This window comes from Streptomyces sp. x-80, from assembly GCF_046549095.1.
Taxonomy (GTDB): Bacteria; Actinomycetota; Actinomycetes; order Streptomycetales; family Streptomycetaceae; genus Streptomyces; species Streptomyces celluloflavus.
In genome coordinates this window covers 229619-249460 of sequence record NZ_JAJPWM010000005.1, presented here as the reverse complement: position 1 = coordinate 249460, position 19842 = coordinate 229619, and the positions used below count along the sequence as shown (strand labels likewise).

General features: G+C 73.0%; 13 protein-coding genes. 8 read left to right on the top strand and 5 right to left on the bottom strand.

The annotated features are described in order from the left end of the window. Positions 1–32: 32 nt before the first annotated feature. The gene (locus ACLJWH_RS11750) at positions 33–944 is read left to right on the top strand and encodes a LysR family transcriptional regulator (RefSeq protein WP_411141585.1); all 912 of its coding nucleotides are present in this window, start codon (positions 33–35) and stop codon (positions 942–944) included. Between the two features lie 499 nt (positions 945–1443). Here the strand turns inward: ACLJWH_RS11750 and ACLJWH_RS11745 are convergent, their stop codons facing one another. Then, positions 1444–1776: a WhiB family transcriptional regulator gene (locus ACLJWH_RS11745; protein ID WP_367433689.1), complete on the bottom strand. Its 333-nt coding sequence runs from the start codon at positions 1774–1776 to the stop codon at positions 1444–1446. A 379-nt stretch (positions 1777–2155) separates the two neighbouring features. Here ACLJWH_RS11745 and ACLJWH_RS11740 point away from each other — a divergent pair, with 379 nt between their 5' ends. The 4 genes from ACLJWH_RS11740 (at position 2156) to ACLJWH_RS11725 (ending at position 6839) form a co-directional block, all read left to right on the top strand. Continuing rightward, positions 2156–2767, top strand: a complete 612-nt coding sequence (locus ACLJWH_RS11740; RefSeq protein WP_003948568.1) for a response regulator transcription factor — start codon at positions 2156–2158, stop codon at positions 2765–2767. Between the two features lie 371 nt (positions 2768–3138). Continuing rightward, positions 3139–3714 (top strand): sigma-70 family RNA polymerase sigma factor, encoded by a 576-nt coding sequence (locus ACLJWH_RS11735; protein ID WP_411141584.1) that lies wholly within the window; start codon positions 3139–3141, stop codon positions 3712–3714. 178 nt (positions 3715–3892) lie between these two features. Then, positions 3893–5395, top strand: a complete 1503-nt coding sequence (gene guaB, locus ACLJWH_RS11730; protein WP_411141583.1) for an IMP dehydrogenase — start codon at positions 3893–3895, stop codon at positions 5393–5395. Positions 5396–5711: 316 nt separating this feature from the next. After that, positions 5712–6839 carry a GuaB3 family IMP dehydrogenase-related protein gene (locus ACLJWH_RS11725; protein WP_411141582.1) on the top strand — a complete coding sequence of 376 codons (1128 nt, stop codon included), beginning with the start codon at positions 5712–5714 and terminating at the stop codon, positions 6837–6839. Positions 6840–6960: 121 nt separating this feature from the next. On the opposite strand, the gene ACLJWH_RS11720 is transcribed toward ACLJWH_RS11725, so the two are convergent. Further along, positions 6961–8208, bottom strand: coding sequence for a nucleotide sugar dehydrogenase (locus ACLJWH_RS11720; protein ID WP_411141581.1), 1248 nt, complete (start codon positions 8206–8208; stop codon positions 6961–6963). 195 nt (positions 8209–8403) lie between these two features. Here ACLJWH_RS11720 and ACLJWH_RS11715 point away from each other — a divergent pair, with 195 nt between their 5' ends. Next, entirely contained in the window at positions 8404–10110 is a 1707-nt protein-coding gene (locus ACLJWH_RS11715; protein ID WP_411141580.1) for a glycerol-3-phosphate dehydrogenase/oxidase, read from the top strand. A 36-nt stretch (positions 10111–10146) separates the two neighbouring features. On the opposite strand, the gene ACLJWH_RS11710 is transcribed toward ACLJWH_RS11715, so the two are convergent. Next, positions 10147–11439, bottom strand: a complete 1293-nt coding sequence (locus ACLJWH_RS11710) for a serine hydrolase domain-containing protein (protein ID WP_411141579.1) — start codon at positions 11437–11439, stop codon at positions 10147–10149. 191 nt (positions 11440–11630) lie between these two features. On the opposite strand from ACLJWH_RS11710, the gene ACLJWH_RS11705 reads away from it, so the two are divergent. Beyond that, complete coding sequence (locus ACLJWH_RS11705; RefSeq protein WP_411141578.1) at positions 11631–13634, top strand: serine/threonine-protein kinase; 2004 nt, start codon at positions 11631–11633, stop codon at positions 13632–13634. A 186-nt stretch (positions 13635–13820) separates the two neighbouring features. After that, complete coding sequence (locus ACLJWH_RS11700) at positions 13821–16331, top strand: protein kinase (RefSeq protein ID WP_411141577.1); 2511 nt, start codon at positions 13821–13823, stop codon at positions 16329–16331. A 484-nt stretch (positions 16332–16815) separates the two neighbouring features. Here ACLJWH_RS11700 and ACLJWH_RS11695 read toward each other — a convergent pair whose 3' ends face one another. Together ACLJWH_RS11695 and ACLJWH_RS11690 are read right to left on the bottom strand one after the other, a co-directional pair. Beyond that, positions 16816–17703, bottom strand: a complete 888-nt coding sequence (locus ACLJWH_RS11695; RefSeq protein ID WP_411141576.1) for an alpha/beta fold hydrolase — start codon at positions 17701–17703, stop codon at positions 16816–16818. 257 nt (positions 17704–17960) lie between these two features. Beyond that, positions 17961–19430 (bottom strand): MFS transporter, encoded by a 1470-nt coding sequence (locus ACLJWH_RS11690; protein ID WP_411141575.1) that lies wholly within the window; start codon positions 19428–19430, stop codon positions 17961–17963. Positions 19431–19842: the final 412 nt, after the last annotated feature.

Sequence of the window (19842 nt, the reverse complement as noted above, 5' to 3'; positions counted from 1 at the left end):
CTTTCTCTCCAAGGCTCGCTTATGCTTGAAGAATGATCGAGGCCCGTCATCTCCGTGTGCTGCGCGCCGTCGCCAGGACCGGTTCCTTCTCCGCCGCCGCCCGCGAGCTGGGCTGCACCCAGCCCGCCGTCAGCCAGCAGATGAAGGCCCTGGAACAGTCCGCCGGCACCCCGCTCCTGGTCCGTACGGGTCGCGAGATGCGGCTGACGCAGGCGGGTGAGGCGCTGGTACGGCACGCCGTCGGCATCCTGGCGGGGCTCACCGCCGCGGAGGAGGAGGTCGCCGCCATCGCGGGCCTGCGGGCCGGCCGGGTGCGGCTGGTGTCGTTCCCCTCCGGCAGCTCGACGCTGGTGCCGACCGCGCTGGCGGCGATGCGCGCCGCGTACCCCGGCACCCGGGTCTCGCTGGTCGAGGCCGAGCCACCGCGCTCGATCGAGATGCTGCGCAACGGCGACTGCGAGATCGCGCTGGCCTTCCGCTATCCCGAGGTGCGCGGCGCGGACCCGGCCGCCGGGGCGGAGTGGGACGACCTGGTCGCCCGCCCGATCCTGGCGGACCGGCTGATCGGACTGGTCCCGGACGGCCACCGGCTGGCGCAGGCCGGTACGGTCCGGTTCGCCGAGCTGGCCGACGAACCGTGGATCGGCGGCTGTCCGCGCTGCCGGGGGCACCTCGTGGAGGTCTGCGAGAACGCGGGCTTCACCCCGCGTATCGACTTCGCCACCGACGACTATCCGGCGGTGATCGGCCTGGTCGGCGCGGGTCTGGGCGTCGCCGCCCTGCCCGAGCTGACCCTGGCGTCCGTACGCCCCAAGGGCACCACGACGGTACGGCTGGAACCGGCCGTGCACCGCGAGATCGTCGCGCTCACGCTGCCGGACCTGGCACAGGTCCCCGCGGTAGAGGCGATGCTCGATCAGCTGGTCGAGGCCGCCGGACACTGACGGCACGGGACGGCCGACGGGATTCCACAGGGCCGACGGGATTCCATAGGTGGGCGTTCACCCGGTGGGGTTTCACCCGGCGTCGTTCACCAGGTGGGGTCTCAGGTGGGGGCTCATCCGGTGGTCCTCACCCGGTGCGGACGTGCTCCTCATACGGGGCGACGGCTGGCCGCCGTTCGAGTGACCGGAGCGCGACGCGGCGACGAAGTGCCGCAGCGGAGCAGCGGCGAGAAGCGACACGGTGAAGCAGCGACGAGAAGTGCCGCAGCGGAGCAGTGACGAGAAGCGCCGCGATGAATCAGTGACGAGAAGCGCCGCGATGAATCAGTGACGAGAAGCGCCGCGATGAATCAGTGACGAGGGGGACGGGCGTGGGGCGCCGCCCGCGGCGGCGCCGGCCATCCGGGGAAGGCCCGGCCGGGTTCTCCCGGGGCCTTCCCGCTGCTCGCGGCGGGCTTTCGCGGAGCGTGCGTGCTTCCGGTGCGGCGGCTCCGGACGGTCAGATGCCGGTCACGCCGACGTGGTGGGTCATCGAGGTCGCGGGGACCAGCCGGTGCCGGGCCCGGCCCATGAGTTCCTCGCGCTCGTCCTCGGTCAGTCCGCCCCAGACCCCGTAGGGCTCGCGGACCGCCAGCGCGTGCGCCGCACATTCGGCCCGTACGGGGCAGCGCATGCAGACCTCCTTCGCCGATGTCTCACGCGCGCTACGAGCCGCTCCGCGCTCGCCCTCGGGGTGGAAGAAGAGCGAGCTGTCCACGCCGCGGCAGGCGGCCAGCAACTGCCAGTCCCAGAGGTCTGCGTTCGGGCCCGGGAGGCGGGAGAAATCTGCCATTGCGTGTCCCCTCGAAGCGATGCTGATTCGGGCTCGGTGCTGAAGACCGTACATCTACTGTCTAAGTAGATGTAAATATGACTCATTGCGAATCTAGCCGCAGTTGGCACGAAAATGAAAGGAAGAGGGCCAAATAGGGCATAGGGTGCGCGCGCGACCGCCGGTACAGCGATGAACCGTCTGCGTATCCGGTCCCTTACGGAGCGTGCCGAACTCGGTCGTCGAGGCCGTAACTCTTTCGAGTGACCGTCGTTGAGAGTGCGGAGGCGATTGGCAGAGGTAGCCGTCGGGCATCTGTCCGAGGCCGTCAATCGCACAGGTGACGATATGTATCAGCCTGGAGGCTCAAGGTGACGCGCATCAGCTGCGGAGGACGGTCATGACATCCGTCCTCGTCTGCGACGACTCCCCGCTTGCCCGAGAGGCGCTCCGTCGGGCGGTTGCGACCGTGCCCGGCGTCGAGCGTGTGACGACGGCGGCCAACGGCGAGGAAGTCCTCCGCCGCTGGGGCGCCGATCGCTCGGACTTGATTCTGATGGACGTACGGATGCCCGGTCTCGGCGGTGTCGAGACCGTGCGGCGGCTGCTGTCCGCCGACCCCGGCGCCCGGATCATCATGCTCACGGTGGCCGAGGATCTGGACGGGGTCGCGCTAGCGGTCGCCGCCGGTGCCCGCGGCTATCTGCACAAGGACGCCTCGCGCGCCGAGCTGCGCGCCACGGTGACCCAGGCGCTCGCCGACCCGACGTGGCGGCTCGCCCCGCGCCGGTTGCGGTCCGCCGAGATGGGCGCGGCGCCGACACTGACCGCCCGGGAGATCCAGGTGCTGGAGGGCATGAGCCACGGCCGCTCCAACGCCGAGATCGGCCGGGAGCTGTTCCTCTCCGAGGACACGGTCAAGACGCATGCCCGGCGCCTCTTCAAGAAGCTCGGCGCATCCGACCGGGCACACGCGGTGGCGCTGGGTTTCCGCTGGGGACTGGTCCGCTGACCGTGGTGTGACGCGCTGCGTAACGGGGTTGCGGCGTTCGTCCCTCGATGAGGTGGCGAAGGCCGCAGCCCCACCGCGTGGGCGCCCGGCGCCGAAACGTCACGCGATGCCGCATCCTTGACGTGTGACTCCTCCCCGGCGGAGGCCGGGGCTTCTCACTCGGCCAGAAGAGACCCTGATGACGGACAAGCCCTGCCCGGTGCCGTTCGGCACGGGCTACAAGCTACCGACAGGGTCCCGGGGCCGGTATGGGCACAACCCGATCGGGGGAGGCGTGGGACGTGGGTTCCAGTACGACGGCTCGTAACGGTTCGGTGCACAACAACAGGGGTGATGCCGAGAGCGGCGCCGCGTCAAGGCACCATGGACCGATGCGCGATGACGGCAATCAGGAGATCAGTGATCTCGTCGCACGCGCCGTCGAGGGCGACCGGCGGGCCACGCACGACCTCCTGGCCCATGTGCACCCCCTCGCCCTGCGCTACTGCCGCACCCGGCTCTCCCGGCTGCCGGGGGACGCCCGGCACTTCGTGGAGGACCTGGCGCAGGAGGTGTGTGTCGCGGTGCTCTGCGCGCTGCCGCGCTACCGCGACACCGGCAAGCCCTTCGAGGCGTTCGTCTTCGCCATCGCCGGGCACAAGGTCGCCGATCTGCAACGGGCCGCGATGCGCGGTCCCGGCAGTACGGCCGTGCCGTCCGACGAGATGCCCGAGCAGCCGGACGACTCCCTCGGCCCCGAGGAGCGGGCGCTGCTGAGCAGCGACGCCGAGTGGGCCAAGAAACTGCTGGCGAACCTGCCGGAGAACCAGCGTGAGCTGGTGCTGCTGCGGGTCGCGGTCGGGCTGACGGCCGAGGAGACCGGGCAGATGCTGGGGATGTCGCCCGGTGCGGTGCGGGTCGCCCAGCACCGCGCGCTCAGCCGGCTGCGAGCGCTCGCCGAGCAGTAGCGGACGGGGGCGGTCCGCGGAGCGCCCCGGTGCTCCGCGGGAATCCCCCTTCGGGACGGCGGGGCGGCTCGGTAGAAACGTACGAGTGATGAGGCCCTCATCGGCCGTGGAATGGGACACCTCTCCAGGCCGTTAGCATGGGTGTCCGCGCTGAGGCAAGAGCATTGGGGAAGGTGTCATGAGTGACAACGTCGACGGTATGCCCGCCAAATTCGCCATGCTCGGGCTGACATACGACGACGTTCTGCTGATGCCCGGCGCGTCGGAGGTGCTGCCGAACGCGGTGAGCACCGCCTCCCGGGTCTCGCGGAACGTCACGGTGAGCATCCCGCTGCTGTCCGCGGCGATGGACAAGGTCACCGAGGCGCGGATGGCGATCGCCATGGCGCGCCAGGGCGGCGCCGGTGTGCTGCACCGCAACCTCTCCATCGAGGACCAGGCCAACCAGGTCGATCTGGTCAAGCGCTCCGAGTCCGGCATGGTCACCGACCCGATCACGGTCCGCCCGGACGCGGAGCTCGCCGAGGCGGACGCGCTGTGCGCCAAGTTCCGGATCAGCGGTGTGCCGGTGACCGACGCGGCGGGCAAGCTGCTGGGCATCGTCACCAACCGCGATATGGCCTTCGAGATGGACCGCAGCCGGCAGGTCCGCGAGGTCATGACGCCGATGCCGCTGGTCACCGGCAAGGTCGGCATCTCCGGCGAGGACGCCATCGAGCTGCTGCGCCGCCACAAGATCGAGAAGCTTCCGCTGGTCGACGACGCGGGCGTCCTCAAGGGTCTGATCACCGTCAAGGACTTCGTCAAGGCGGAGAAGTACCCGAACGCCGCCAAGGACGCCGAGGGCCGGCTGGTCGTCGGCGCGGCCGTCGGTGTCGGCGACGCGGCGTACGACCGGGCGCAGGCGCTGGTCGAGGCCGGTGCCGACTTCCTCGTCGTGGACAGCGCGCACGGCCACAGCCGCGGCATCCTCGACATGATCGCCAAGGTCAAGTCCAACATCCGCGTCGATGTCGTCGGCGGCAACGTCGCCACTCGCGACGGCGCCCAGGCGCTGATCGACGCGGGCGCCGACGGCATCAAGGTCGGGGTCGGCCCCGGCTCCATCTGCACCACCCGCGTCGTCGCCGGTGTCGGCGTGCCGCAGGTCACCGCGATCTACGAGGCCGCGCAGGCCGCGCACGCCGCGGGCGTACCGCTGATCGGCGACGGCGGCCTCCAGTACTCCGGCGATATCGCCAAGGCCATCGCGGCCGGTGCGGATACGGTCATGCTGGGCTCGCTGCTGGCCGGCTGCGAGGAGTCGCCGGGCGAGATGGTCTTCATCAACGGCAAGCAGTTCAAGTCGTACCGGGGGATGGGTTCGCTGGGCGCGATGCAGTCCCGCGGGCAGGGCAAGTCCTTCTCCAAGGACCGCTACTTCCAGGACAACGTCCTCTCCGAGGACAAGCTGGTCCCCGAGGGCATCGAGGGCCAGGTGCCCTACCGCGGCCCGCTCTCCTCGGTGGCCCACCAGCTCGTCGGCGGTCTGCGCGCCTCCATGGGCTACGTCGGCTCCGCCGACATCCAGGAGCTCAAGGACAAGGGCCGCTTCGTCCGCATCACCTCCGCGGGCCTCAAGGAGAGCCACCCGCACGACATCCAGATGACGACCGAGGCGCCGAACTACTCGCGTCGCTAGGACGGGCCCTCCGGCTGGGGGTCCGGGGGTTGCCCCCGGGGGATGGGGTCAGATGACGACCGAGGCGCCGAACTACTCGCGTCGCTAGGACGGGCCCTCCGGCCGGGGGTTCGGGGGTTGCCCCCGGGGGGGGCTGGGGGCGGATGGCGACCGAGGCGCCGGACTGTTCGCGTCGCCGGCGGCGCCGGACATTCGCGTCGCTGAGCGTGGCGCGTGCGCGCGCAGGCGTGGCGGAAGCCCGTGGCCGCACCGCGGCCGCGGGTTTTCGTGTGTCGGGGATACTGGAACGGCAGACGTAGAGGGAAAGGCCACACACGTGACTGAGATCGAGATCGGACGCGGCAAGCGCGGCCGCCGGGCATATGCCTTCGACGACATCGCCGTCGTCCCGAGTCGCCGCACCCGCGACCCGAAGGAGGTCTCGATCGCCTGGCAGATCGACGCCTACCGTTTCGAGCTGCCGTTCCTGGCCGCTCCGATGGACTCCGTGGTCTCGCCGCGGACCGCCATCCGCATCGGTGAGCTGGGCGGCCTGGGCGTCCTCAACCTGGAGGGTCTGTGGACCCGGTACGAGGACCCGGAGCCGCTGCTCGCGGAGATCGCGGAGCTGGACGGTGAGACGGCCACCAAGCGGTTGCAGGAGATCTACGCCGCGCCGATCAAGGAAGAGCTGATCGGGCAGCGGATCAAGGAGGTGCGCGACTCGGGTGTCGTGACCGCCGCCGCGCTGTCGCCGCAGCGCACCGCCCAGTTCTCCAAGGCGGTCGTGGACGCGGGCGTGGACATCTTCGTGATCCGGGGCACCACCGTCTCCGCCGAGCACGTCTCGTCGGCCGCCGAGCCGCTGAATCTGAAGCAGTTCATCTACGAGCTGGATGTCCCGGTCATCGTCGGCGGCTGCGCCACGTACACCGCGGCGCTGCACCTGATGCGGACTGGTGCGGCCGGTGTGCTGGTCGGGTTCGGCGGCGGCGCGGCGCACACCACCCGTAACGTCCTGGGCATCCAGGTCCCGATGGCGACGGCGGTGGCGGATGTCGCCGCCGCGCGCCGGGACTACATGGACGAGTCCGGCGGCCGGTATGTGCATGTCATCGCCGACGGCGGTGTGGGCTGGTCCGGCGACCTGCCGAAGGCGATCGCCTGTGGCGCGGACGCGGTGATGATGGGCTCGCCGCTGGCCCGTGCGACGGACGCGCCCGGCCGCGGCCACCACTGGGGCATGGAGGCGGTGCATGAGGACGTGCCGCGGGGCAAGCGGATGGACCTCGGCGCGGTCGGCACGACGGAAGAGGTGCTCCTCGGGCCCTCGACCACGCCCGACGGGTCGATGAACTTCTTCGGCGCGCTGCGCCGGGCGATGGCCACCACGGGCTACTCCGAGCTCAAGGAGTTCCAGCGGGTCGAGGTGACGGTCGCGCCGTCGCAGCACGACAACCGCTAGCGGCGGCGAGGCCCCGGGGCGCGGCCACGGGGTCCCCGTACGCGACGCGGCGGCCCGGCGACATCATGTCGCCGGGCCGCCGCGTTTTCCGGTTCCGGGACCGTCCCGCACCGGCTGCGGGTCAGAGCCGGTGGGCGGTGCCCGTCGGGGTCGAGCCCCGGGTGTCCAGGAGGAGCTGGGCCTTCGCCGCGAGGCCCTGGAGGTCGTAGGTGCGGTGGGGCTGGAGGAGGAGCGTCAGATCGGCGTCGGCCGCGGCCTCGTAGGGGGAGTCGGACCGGGGGACGGGGCGGCCGCGCACGTTCCACCGGGGGACGTAGGGGTCGTGGTACGTGAGCTGCGCGCCGAGTGCCATGAGGCGGGTGGCGATCTCGCGGGCCGGGGAGCCCTCCTGGTTGCCGGTGTCGGGCCGGTAGCTGACGCCGAGGAGCAGGACGCGGGCGCCGCGGGCGGACTTGCCGTGTTCGTTGAGCAGGGTGGCGCAGCGCTGGATGACATAGCGCGGCATCCGGCTGTTGACCTCCTGGGCGAGTTCGACCATGCGGAGCGGGTAGCCCGGTGAACGTCCTTTGTAGGAGAGGCAGTTGGGGTCGATGGGGGCCGCGTGGCCGCCCACGCCGGGGCCGGGGCGGAACGCCTGGAAGCCGAAGGGTTTCGTCTCGGCGCAGCGGATGACGTCCCACAGATCGACGCCGATGTCGTGGCAGAAGACCGCCATCTCGTTCATCAGGGCGATGTTGACGTGGCGGTAGTTGGTCTCCAGGACCCTGGCCGTCTCCGCCTCGCGGGGGCCGCGGGCGCGGACGACCTTGTCGGTCAGCCGCCCGTAGAACGCCGCGGCGGCCTCGGTGCAGGCGGGGGTGAGGCCGCCGATGACCTTGGGGGTGTTGCCGTAGCGGTGGGTGCGGTTGCCGGGGTCGTGCCGGTGGGGTGAGCAGGCGAGGTGGAAGTCGCGGCCGGCGGTCAGTCCCGACCCCGCTTCGAGCAGGGGGCGCAGGAATTCCTCGGTGGTGCCCGGGTAGGCGGTCGATTCGAGGATGACCGTGGTGTGCGGGCGCAGCTGCGCGGCCAGGGTGCGGGCCGCGTCGGCGACGCCGGTCAGGTCCACGGCGCGGTCCTCGCCGAGCGGTGTGGGGGTGCAGATGACGGCCGTCCGGACCTTGCCGAGGGCGGCGGGGTCGGCGGTGGTGCGGAAACCGCCGGCGAGCAGGCGGCGGATCTCGGTGGCGGACAGCGGCCCGTCGGCGACCGAGGGGGCGGCCGCGTGCGGGTCGGGGTCGTAGCCGACGGTGCTGATGCCGGCGGTGGTGGCGGCCTGGGCAAGAGGGAGGCCGAGGTGTCCGAGGCCGATGACGGCGAGGTCTGCGGGCATGGCTGCTGCCGCCCTTCCCGAGCGATTCCGGATGGCGCATAAGTAGACTAAGCCGACATTCGACTCAGAATGGATATTGGCCGATCGAGGTGGCGGGGTGTTGCCGCCGCCCGCGGCGAAGGGGGACTGGCGGCACGTAGCGCGGACAGAATCGACCGACGGGGGGTGTGGCCCCGATCACAGCGGGAGGCAGTGGTGAAGACAGCGACACTGGGACCGGCGCAGCGTGCCGAGGCGCTCGCCCGAATGGCGGAGCGGGAGCTGGACATCTTGGTGGTCGGCGGCGGAGTCGTCGGCGCCGGTACGGCACTGGACGCGGCGACGCGCGGGCTGACCACCGGACTGGTCGAGGCGCGCGACTGGGCCTCCGGTACCTCCAGCAGGTCCAGCAAGCTCATCCACGGCGGCCTGCGGTATCTGGAGATGCTGGACTTCGCGCTGGTCAGGGAGGCGCTGAAGGAACGCGGACTGCTGCTGGAGCGGCTGGCGCCGCATCTGGTGAAACCGGTGCCGTTCCTCTACCCGTTGCAGCACAAGGGCTGGGAGCGCTGGTACGCCGGATCGGGCGTCGCGCTCTACGACGCCATGTCCGTCTCGTCCGGGCACGGCCGCGGGCTGCCGGTACACCGGCATCTCTCCCAGCGCCGCGCCCTGCGGGTGGCGCCCTGCCTCAAGAAGGAGGCCCTGGTCGGGGCGTTGCAGTACTACGACGCGCAGATGGACGACGCGCGCTTCGTGATGACGCTGGTGCGGACCGCCGCGGCGTACGGGGCCCAGGTCGCCAACCGGGCGCGCGTGGTGGGCTTCCTGCGCGAGGGCGAGCGGGTGGTCGGCGCGCGGGTGCAGGACGTCGAGGCGGGCGGCGAGTACGAGATCCGCGCCCGGCAGATCGTCAACGCCACCGGGGTGTGGACCGATGACACCCAGGCGCTGATCGGCGAGCGCGGGCAGTTCCACGTCCGCGCGTCCAAGGGGATCCACCTGGTCGTGCCCAAGGACCGTATCCACTCGACGACCGGGCTGATCCTGCGGACCGAGAAGAGCGTGCTGTTCGTCATCCCGTGGGGACGGCACTGGATCATCGGGACGACGGACACCGACTGGGATCTGGACAAGGCCCATCCGGCGGCGTCCAGCGCCGATATCGACTATCTGCTGGAGCATGTCAACTCGGTGCTCGCCACGCCGCTGACCAGGGACGACGTCGAAGGCGTCTATGCGGGCCTGCGGCCGCTGCTGGCCGGTGAGTCGGATGCGACCAGCAAACTGTCGCGCGAGCACACGGTCGCCCACCCGGTGCCCGGCCTCGTCGTGGTCGCGGGCGGCAAGTACACGACGTACCGGGTGATGGCCAAGGACGCCGTGGACGAGGCGGTGCACGCGCTGGACCAGCGGGTCGCGGAGTGCGTGACGGAGGACGTGCCGCTGGTCGGCGCCGAGGGCTACAAGGCGCTGTGGAACGCGCGGGCCCGCACTGCGGCGCGCACCGGCCTGCACGTGGCGCGCGTGGAGCACCTGCTGAACCGCTACGGTTCGCGCGCCGAGGAGCTGCTGGAGCTGGTGGTGGCCGATCCGTCGCTGGGCGAACCGCTGGCCGCCGCCGACGACTATCTGCGGGCCGAGGTGGTGTACGCCTGCACGCACGAGGGCGCCCGGCATCTCGACGACGTACTGACCCGGCGGACCCGCATCTCGATCGAGACCTTCGACCGGGGCACCCGCAGCGCCCGCGAGGTGGCCGAGCTGATGGCGCCCGCGCTGGGCTGGGACACCGACCGGGTCGAGAAGGAGATCGCCCACTACGAGAAACGGGTCGAGGCGGAGCGCGAGTCGCAGCGGCAGCCGGACGATCTGACGGCGGACGCGGCACGGCTGGGCGCGCCGGACATCGTGCCGTCGTAGGCGGCGGAGGCGCGACGGCCCGCGCCCCGGCGGCCGTCAGGGACCGGACCGGGCCGTCCGCCCGCGAGTGGCGGCGGCCCGGTGCCCCGCGGTGCGCCGGGACGGTGCGCAGAACTCCGCGGTCAGCACGTCCGTGCCGTGCTCCGGGACGGCGAGGGGCGCGGTGTTGACGCGGTAGCTGACGAGGTGCCGGCCGTCGGCGGTGCCCGCGGTCTGCGCGTACGAGCCGTTGATGTCGCCGTTGTGGCCCCAGACCGTGACGCCACAGGGCAGCACGGTGGCGTACAGGCCGAGGCCGTAGGCGCCGCCGGTGCCCCGCTCGCTGCGCAGCTGGGCCATCTGACGCGGCGGGAGGAGCGCGCCGCCGAGCAGCGCCGCGAAGAACCGGTTGAGGTCGCCGAGGGTGGTGACCATCTCGCCGGCCGCGCCCGCCCGGCTCGGGTCCAGGGCCGTGACGTCCACCCGGCGGCCGCCGACCCGGGCGTAGGCGCGGCCGTGCGGCTCGGGCAGGGCCGGGTCGGTGCCGGGGAAGGAGGTGTCGCGGAGCCCGACGGGGCCGATGACGCGGCGGCGGATCTCCTCGGCGTACGGGTGCCCGGTGACGCCCCTGATGAGCAGGCCGAGGACGAGGTAGTTGGTGTTGGAGTAGGCGAAGGGGGCGCCCCGTCCGCCCGCCGGGCCGTACGCGCGGGAACCGGCCGCCGGCCCGTGGCTCAGCGCGATCCGCAGCAGCTCCGCCGGGGTGTGGTGGTCGTAGCGGTGGGCGCCGAACCCCCTGCCGCGCAGCTGCCGGGCGAGCCTCGGGTCCGCGGTGTAGTCGAACAGGCCGGTCGTATGGTCCAGCAGCCGGCGGACCGTTACCTGGCGCAGGACGCCGCGCTCGTCCGGCCCGATGCCCGGTACACCCTGAGGCAGCTGCCGGTCCGCGGTGTCGTCCAGGGACAGCTTCCCCTCGGCGACGAGTTGCAGGACGACGGTCGCGACCACGGTCTTGGTGAGGCTGCCGGCCCGGAAGTGGTCGGTGCGCTCCATGGGGCGGCCGGTGCGCAGATCGGCGACACCCGCAGTGGTGAAACGGGAGGCGCGGATGCGGCCGTCGCGCGTGCTGAGCGAGGCGGCGCCCGGGGCCCCGTCGGCCACCAGCCGGTCCAGGGCGCGCCCGGTCGCGGCCGACGGCGCCCCGGCCGCCGCGGACGGGACCGGGTCGCGCCGCGCTACGCCCGTACAGGCCGTCAGGGCCAGTGCCAGGGCGGCGGCCTGGGCGGTGAGCGCGGTGGCACGGCGGCGGGCGGCGCGCGCCGAGGCGGCGCGAGGTGACCGCAGCGTCATCGGGACTCCCGTTCGTCGGGGCCATCATGACGGGCGCGCGCGGTGCCGTCCGTCGCGGACCCGGGCCTTCCCCACGGCTGCGGATGAGGGAGAATGAAGGCTCTGCCAGGGTGGGTTGTCCGAGTTGGGCCAGTTTGGTGAGCGACGGAAAAGCGAAGCTGCCAACTCGGCTGGATTACAGAGGGGATTCAGTGGGCGACGAGGTCGAGATGGACGGCAAGGAGGGCAGGCTGCTCGCCGGCCGGTACCGGCTCGCCGATGTTCTCGGCCGGGGCGGCATGGGCACGGTATGGCGTGCTCGCGACGAGGTCCTGGGCCGCACGGTCGCGGTCAAGGAACTGCGCTTCCCGGGCGGGGTCGAGGAGGACGAGAAGCGCCGCCTGATCACCCGTACCCTGCGCGAGGCCAAGGCGATCGCCCGGATCCGCAACAACGGCGCCGTGACGGTCTTCGACGTGGTCGACGAGGACGACCGGCCGTGGATCGTGATGGAACTCGTCGAGGGCCGCTCGCTGGCCGAGGTCATCCGCGACGACGGCGCGCTCACCCCGCGCCGCTCCGCCGAGGTCGGCCTCGCCGTACTGGATGTGCTGCGCGCCGCCCACCGCGAGGGCATCCTGCACCGCGATGTGAAGCCGTCCAACGTCCTGATGTCGGACGACGGCCGCGTCGTCCTGACCGACTTCGGCATCGCACAGGTCGAGGGCGACCCCTCCGTCACCTCCACCGGCATGCTCGTCGGCGCGCCCTCGTACATCTCGCCGGAGCGGGCCCGCGGGCACAAGCCCGGCCCGCCCGCCGACATGTGGTCGCTGGGCGGGCTGCTGTACGCCTGCGTCGAGGGCGTACCGCCGTACGACAAGGGGTCGGCGATCGCGACGCTGACGGCGGTGATGACCGAGCCGGTCGACCCGCCGAAGAGCGCCGGCGCGCTGGAAGAGGTCATCTACGGCCTGCTGGTGAAGAACCCGGCGGGCCGGCTGGACGACGCGGGCGCGCGCGCCCTGCTGCTGGACGTCGTGCACGGGCCGGAGGACACCGGTCCGCAGGCGCCGGAGCCCGCCCTGGACGCCACCCGTGCGATGGCACTGCCGACGGTTCCCGAGGAGCGGGCCCCGGCCGGCCCCGCGGCCCGTCCGGCGAAGCCGAAGGCGACGGCCGGACCGAAGCCGCAGCGCAAGCCGAAGCCCGCGCCGCAGGCGCGGCCGGGGACGGCCGGTACCGGCGCGGCCGGGGCGCCGGGTGCGCCGGAGCGGGCCGGGTCCGGGCAGCCGCCGGCCGGGACGGCGGGCCGGTACGGGACGGACCGCCCGGCCGGGGACCGTCCGGCGACGGACCGGCCGGGGTTCGACACGGACGCCGCCAAGGAGCGGATGCGCGGCGCCCTCCGGTCCGTACGCGAGGCCGCCACCGCGGCGACCCGGTCCGGCTCCGGACCGGGCGACGGCAGCAGCCGGCCGGCCCCGCCGCGCGCCTCGGTGACCGATGTGGTCCCGCGCCGCACCCTCGTCATCGTCGCCGTGGTGATCGCGGTGGCGATCGTCGGCACGGTGCTGGCGTTCGCGCTCGGCGGCGACGGCCAGAGCACGGACGCGTCCGGCACGAACGACAAGGCGTCCGCGGGCCAGGCATCCTCCACGGCGGACCGGTCCGGTACCGGCGAGGAGCCCGCGAAGCAGCGTCCGGGCACCCCGCCGCCGCAGTCGGGCAGCGGCGCCGCGAAGGACGGCCAGGCGCTGCCGGACGGCTTCGGCGCGATCGCCAACGGCCAGTACAAGTTCGCCATGGCGATGCCCAAGGGCTTCCGGCAGACGGGTACCGCGGGGCAGAACTCCGGCGCCATCTACAGCGCGTCGGGCGGCTTTCCGCGTATCCAGGTCGACTACAACGCCAAGCCCGGCACCGACGCGGCGGCATCCTGGCACAGCCAGGAGCCGAGTGTGCGCGGCTCCAGCGACAACTACCACCTGGTCGGCATCGCCCCCGTCAAATGGCGGGACTATCCGACCGTCGCGGACTGGCAGTTCACCCGCACCCAGGGCGGTGAGCAGGTGCAGGTGCTCAACCGCGGTTTCAAGGCCGACGACAAGCACGGCTACGCCATCATGATCACCTGCAAGGCGGACGCGTGGTCGGACACGGAGTGCCGGCAGCTGCGCGAGACGGCGTTCAAGACGTTCACGGTGAAGGACTGACACCGGGCCCCGGCGGCGGGTGCGGTGCCGCCGGGCGGGCCGCAACTCCGCGGCCGGGCCCGTATCGTGAGACGCCGCGGGCCGTACACCTCCGCGATGGGCGGGAAAACGACCGGAAGTGACCGTAGGTGCGCGCCGCGGTCCGGCTCCGGGGACGGCTGACAGCGCGCGCTGTGGGGAGGCGCCGTGGACGCGTACGCGGGGAGAGTGCTCGCCGAGCGCTACCGTCTGCCACTGCGGCCGGCGGGCGACGACGAGTTCACCGAGACCCGGGCGCTGGACACGTACAGCGGGCAGGAGATCCTGCTCCGCCAAGTGCCGCTGCCGGAGGTCGTGGAGGCGGAGTTCGTCGACGAGGCGGCGCACGACGGTGGCCGCGGTGGCGGTCCGTGGAGCGGCCCGTACAGCGGTGCGGACCCCTCGCTCCGGGGCGCCCGTGCGCGGGGCACGGGGGTGGCCGATCGCAGCCCCCGGGATCCCGCCGTACGGCGGGCGCTGGAGGCCGCGACGGCGGCGGCCCGGCTGCCCGACCATCCCCGGCTCGACCAGGTCTTCGATGTGTTCGCGCAGGACGGCAGCCTCTGGATCGCGGGCGAACTGATCCCGGCCCGCCCGCTGTCCGCGCTGCTCGCCGGACGGACGCTCTCCCCGCACCGCGCCGCGGAAATAGCCGCAGACGTCCTCACGGCGCTGCGCACCCTGCACGCGCACGGCTGGCTCCACCGCAATATCACCGCTCGTACGGTCCTGATCTGTGACGACGGCCGGGCCGTCCTGAGCGGTCTGGCGGTGGGCGCGGCCCAGGAGGCACTGTGCGGGCACGACCCGGTGCCGGGAGAGGCGGGGGCGTCGTGGGAGGCGCGGGAGCCGGGGGCGGCGAAAGGGACCGGGGAGGCGAACGGGACCGGGGAGGCACACGGGGACCGGGAGACGGCGGCGACCCGGGAGCCCGGGGCGGCCGGCGGCGGCGCGGGGACCGGCGCGTTCCTGGTCAAGGCCCCGCCGCGCGATGCCGAACTCGCCAAGTACGGCCCTGCTGACGGCAGTTCACCCGGACCCGGACCCGGATCCGGATCCGGATCCGCCGCGTACGGCCGTCCACTCGGTGGGCTCGCCGCCGAGCGGGCGCGGCAGACGCGGCTGGCCGTCATCGGCCCCGTCACCGAACGCTGGGCACCGGAGCAGGCCGGACCGGTGCACGAGGCGGGGCCGTCGGCGCCGCAGACAGGCCCGGCCACCGACCTGTGGGCGGTCGGCGCGCTGCTCTTCCGCACGGTGCAGGGCCGTCCGCCGTACCCCGAGGAGAGCGCCGCCGAACTGGCCCGGCTGGTGTGCTCGTGGCCGCCCGTCACGGCCGAGGAGTGCGGTGCGCTGCGGCCCGTCGTCGAATCGCTGCTGTGCCCGGACCCGGCCGGCCGCCCGGACATCGGGGAACTGCGCGGCCGGCTGCGGTCGCTGATCCGTACGGCGCCCGAGCCGGAGATCGGCACCCGGGCGGTGACGATGCCGGCGCTGGACGGGGCCGCCGATTCGCGACGGCTGCCGGTCGTGCGGCGGCGCGGCGAACTCGTCCGCAAGGGGCGGCGGGAGAAGGGCCGGGACCGCCGTACGCCGGGTCCGCGGCCACCGTCCGCCACGCCCGGCCCCACGCCCCTCCCCGCGTCCGGCGGCCCCGGTGGACCGGCGGCGCCGACCGCTCCCGTGCCCCGTCCGCGGCGGCTCCCCGAGCAGCCGGATTCCCCTCGCCGGCCCCGGACCGAACGGCAGCCCCGGGCGACCGGACCGGCCAAGGCCATGGCTCCGGTGAAGCCCGTCAAGCAGACCAAGCCGGTCAAGCAGCCCAAACCGGTGAAGCCGGTCAAGGGCCCCAAGAAGGCGTCCAGGTCCGCTCGGCAGCGGGCCGGACAGCACTACGAGCAGCAGATGCTGGGCCAGGTGGGACTGGAGCGGGCGGGGGCGGCGTCGGCGCTGACCGGTCCGCCGGGGCCGCCGGACGCGTCGAGACCCTCGCGGGCGCCGCACGCCCGCGGGCCGCGGCACCTCGGCCGGCTGCTGCTCACCGTGATCCTGCTCCTGGTCGTGGCGGCGATCGCCTACGCCTTCGTGTTCCTGCCGAAGTCCGGTGCGGACACCCGGGGCGGACCGGCCGGCGCCGACCGTACCGGCGCGGCGACCGCGGGCCGGGGCGACGGACGGGACGGCGGCGCGGGCGCCGGTGCGACGCAGACCACCGCGCCCGCGGGCCTCGCCAAGGGTTTCGAGGTGCGCAAGGACCCCCAGGGGTTCCAGGTCGCGGTCCGGAAGGGCTGGGAGCGGCGCGGCGAGAACGACCGGGGACAGGTCCGGTACGTCGGCGGCGACTACGAGCTGGTGATCGTGCCCGGCCGCGACACCACCGCCCACTTCGGCGCCGACCCGATGGCGTACCAGCAGGACAAGGAGGCGGAGTTGCAGCCGTACCGCGACTCCGGCTGGTCCTCGTCCTCCCGGCTGCGGCGGACGGACGTGGGGAAGACCGCGATGGCGGAGGGCACCTTCACCTGGCGCGACAGCAGCGGCCGCGAGGTGTACGTCCGCAACCTCGCGATGATCCACGACGGCCGCTACCACCTCGTCCTCGTCATCGGCCCGAACAGCGGGCGCCGCGAGGCGGACCACCTCTACCAGCAGGCCACGGACGCCTACCGGCCCGGCTGACGCCCGGCGAGCCGCGGCCGCTGCGCGCCCCGGACCCGCCGCCGGGAGATGGCCGTGCGGGCGCCGCTGGTGCGCCGGGTTCGGACTGCGGGCCGAGGCCACGGGACCGGAACACGGCAGCCTGGGCGCCCGTATCCGACAGGCCCGCCTGGTTCCCTGCCAAGCCGTCGTCGGCGCCAGGGAAGCCGCCGACGACCATGTCGCACTGCGGCTGCGGGACGGACGCCGGCTCGACCCGCGGCCGGTCGAGGACGTTCTCGCCCGCATCGGCGCCCTCGTCGACGCCCACAGCACCCGCCTGTGGGACGACGCCGCCTCTCAGCGGGGGCCGCGGGACGGTGGCACCGCGGCACCGCGGCCGGCGCCGGCCGTCGCCCGGGGCGAGGAGGCCGGTGAGCGCCCCCGTGGTCACGCGTCACGGAGTCCGGCCGCGAACTCGTCGTGCGGGGCGCCGGTGAGGGACCGGCCGCGGCCCGCGAGCGTGTCAGGCGGCGGGCGGTGCCGCCGGCGCCGCGCGGAGGAAGTCCAGGGTCCGCCGGGCCGGGATCCTGAGCAGATGGCCCGCCTCGGGGAGGAAGACGACCGCGATCCGGGGCGCGGCACGCTGGAGACGGCGGCGGGTGCCGTGGGAGTCGATGAGCCGGTCCCGGCCGCCGAGGGTGACCTGCACCGGCATGTTCAGCGCACCCAGGTCGCCGTCCGTGAAGACGGGCAGCCGCTCCATCCGCGGCCGGAAGTGCTTGTGGACGAGCAGCACATACTCGCCGACGGCGCGCTCCTGGGCCGTGGCTGTGGCCGTGGCCGCGGCAGGGGTGGGGCCGATCGCCAGATTCAGCATGGCCCGCCGTCCCGGGTTCCCGAACGGAAGCAGGAACGCCGACGCGACCACCACCCCCATCTTCTGGCGGCCGATCCCGCCGGGGCAGCGCAGCGCCAGCCGTGCCACCCGGGCCGGGCGGCGGATCGCGTAGTCGAGCGCCAGCCAGCCGCCCAACGAGGTCCCCACGAACGCGGCGCTCGCCACGTTCAGCGCGTCCAGTACGTCATCCAGCCACAGCGCGTGCGCGTCCGAATCCAGGGCGGGCCGCGAACGGGCACTCAGACCGGGCTCGCCGATCATGTCGACGGCGTAGACGCGGAAGTGCTCGGCCCACAGGGACACCTCGTCCGCCCACATCGCGGTATTCGCCCCGGAGCCGTGCAGGAGGACCAGGGGCGCCGCGCCCTTCGGCCCACTGGCCAGGACAAAGGTCTCGCCCTGGCGGGTGGGCACGTGCAGCCGTTCGGCGGGCACGGGCCACTCCTCCAGGAAGGCGGCGTACCGCTGCGCGAGGACGCGCGCACCCTCGTCGGAGGTGTAGATGCTGTTCACCGGGTTCCTCTCGTTCTGGTTCCGGTCTCCTGGTTGCTCGACATGCGTATCTAACCATCCCTGAAGCGGAATCCATAGGGATGTTTGCGTAATTCTAGGGAGTGATGGGGAGTGATGAGGAGTGGTGGGGTGCCTGCGCGCCGCCCGCTCGTGGAGTACGGGCAGGAGCCGGCCGGTGCCGGTGACGAGGCGGTCCGCCACTGCTCGCGCCTCGGACGGGCGCCGGTCCCGCAGCGCGTGGCGCCCGGTGGTGTCCGTCAGCGAGCGCGTTCGTCACCGTCGTCGGACCGCGAGGTCCCGGGCGTCCTGAGGGTGCGGTCGAGCACGGTCAGGGCCAGGACGGCGATGCTGACGCCGACCAGGATCAAGGCGACCAGATGCAGGCCGGAGTCGGTGACGTGGTGGCGGAAGACGATGCCGGTGATGGTGGATGAGGCGATGGACCCGAGGTAGCTGAAGGTCCGGTACAGCCCGGCGGCGGTGCCGACCTGGTCGGCGGGGGCCTGGGTGTAGAGGGCGGTCTGGTTGCTCACGGTGGTCGCGCCCAGCGTGATCGCGAACAGCAGCGTGACACCGACGATGGCCACGACGGGAGTTGCCGAGGTGAACAGCGTGACGGCGGCCGCGGCCAGGACGAAGCTCGCGGCGCCGACGACCAGCGGACCGCGGACGAGGTTGCGGACCGCGATCGGCCGTGACACGAGCGCGGCGAGGATGCCCATGGGGAACAGCACCAGCCCGGCCTCCTGGGCCGACAGGCCGTGGGCGGCCTCCAGCCACTGGGTGAGGCCGTAGAGCACGGTGTAGAACGCCAGCAGGGTGAGCGCGCCGCGCAGGTAGGTGCGGGTCAGCGCACGGTTCGAGGCGAGCAGTCGCATATCGATGAAGGGCGTGGCCGCCCGTAGCTCCCACAGCACGAGCCCGCCGCCCAGCGCGACGGCGATGCCGAGCGGAAGCCAGTCCGGGTCCGGCAGCGACAGCAGGAACACCAGCAGGGCGCTCATGGTGCCGCCGAAGAGCAGGATGCCGCTGACGTCGATGCGGCCGGCGATCTCCCGCAGGGGACGGCGCGCCAGCGGTTCGTCCCTGGGGACCCACGCCATCGTCAGCAGCAGGGCGATGACGGTGATGGGGATATTGACGAGGAAGGCCGAGTGCCAGCCGAACGCGGCGACCAGCACACCGCCGAGGGGCGGGCCGACCGCGACCGTGACCGTTCCGGCGATGGACAGGCCGCCGAGCACCCTGCCGGGTGGCCCGCTCATCCCCGCCCGGATCGCGCGACGCCGGATGATGACCATCGCCGCCGGATAGCCGGCCGAGGTGCCTGTCCCGATCAGGACGCGCGCGACGGTCAGCGCCGCCATGTTCTGCCCGAAACCGCCGACGACGCCGCCCAGGAGCACCAGCACGATGCCGACGAGGAAGACCCGGCGCGGACCGAGCTGCTCGGCGAGCTTTCCGGCGGTGGGCTGGGCGATGGCGCTGGCCAGGTAGAGCGCGGATATCAGGACCGCGGTCGCCCCGACCGACACGCCCATCGCGTGGGCGATGGGTACCAGCGCCGTCGCGATGAGCGAGCTGTTGACCGGGTTGAGCGCCGAGCTCAGGTACAGCGGGGTGACGAATCGCCAGGAGAACGCGCTGCGCTGCCGGTCGGCAGCGGATCCGCTCGCGCCGTCGGCCTCGCGGTGCGCGTCAGAGGGTGCCGCCTGTGACGAGGGCACTGGTTCTCCTTCCGATTCTTGACCGGCCGAAGGTCAGTCGTGTCAGTCGTGTCAGACGTGTGCGATGTGTCAGTGGTGTCAGACGTGGTGGACGTGCGAGGGGCGCACCGCCGTGGCGGGCGGTCGGCAGGTGTCGCGCGGTACGTGCTCACCGGGGCGGGCGGTGGTCCCGCGCGTTCGCGGCGCCCGAGGGCCCCCACGGCAGTCGGCGCCCTCGGCGGGATGCCGCACGGCGTAACGCCGGTACCGGATCGCCCGCGACGAGCGCGGACTCGCGCCACGACGAGGCCGGTGAGCTGCGCTGCGACGGCGCGCGGCGCGTCTCGCCGCCGCTCGCCGCGCCTGGCCGGCCGGCTCGTCGGACTCCCGCACGTCGAGTTCGGGCATCCCGTTCCGAGGGGCCTCCGCCGGC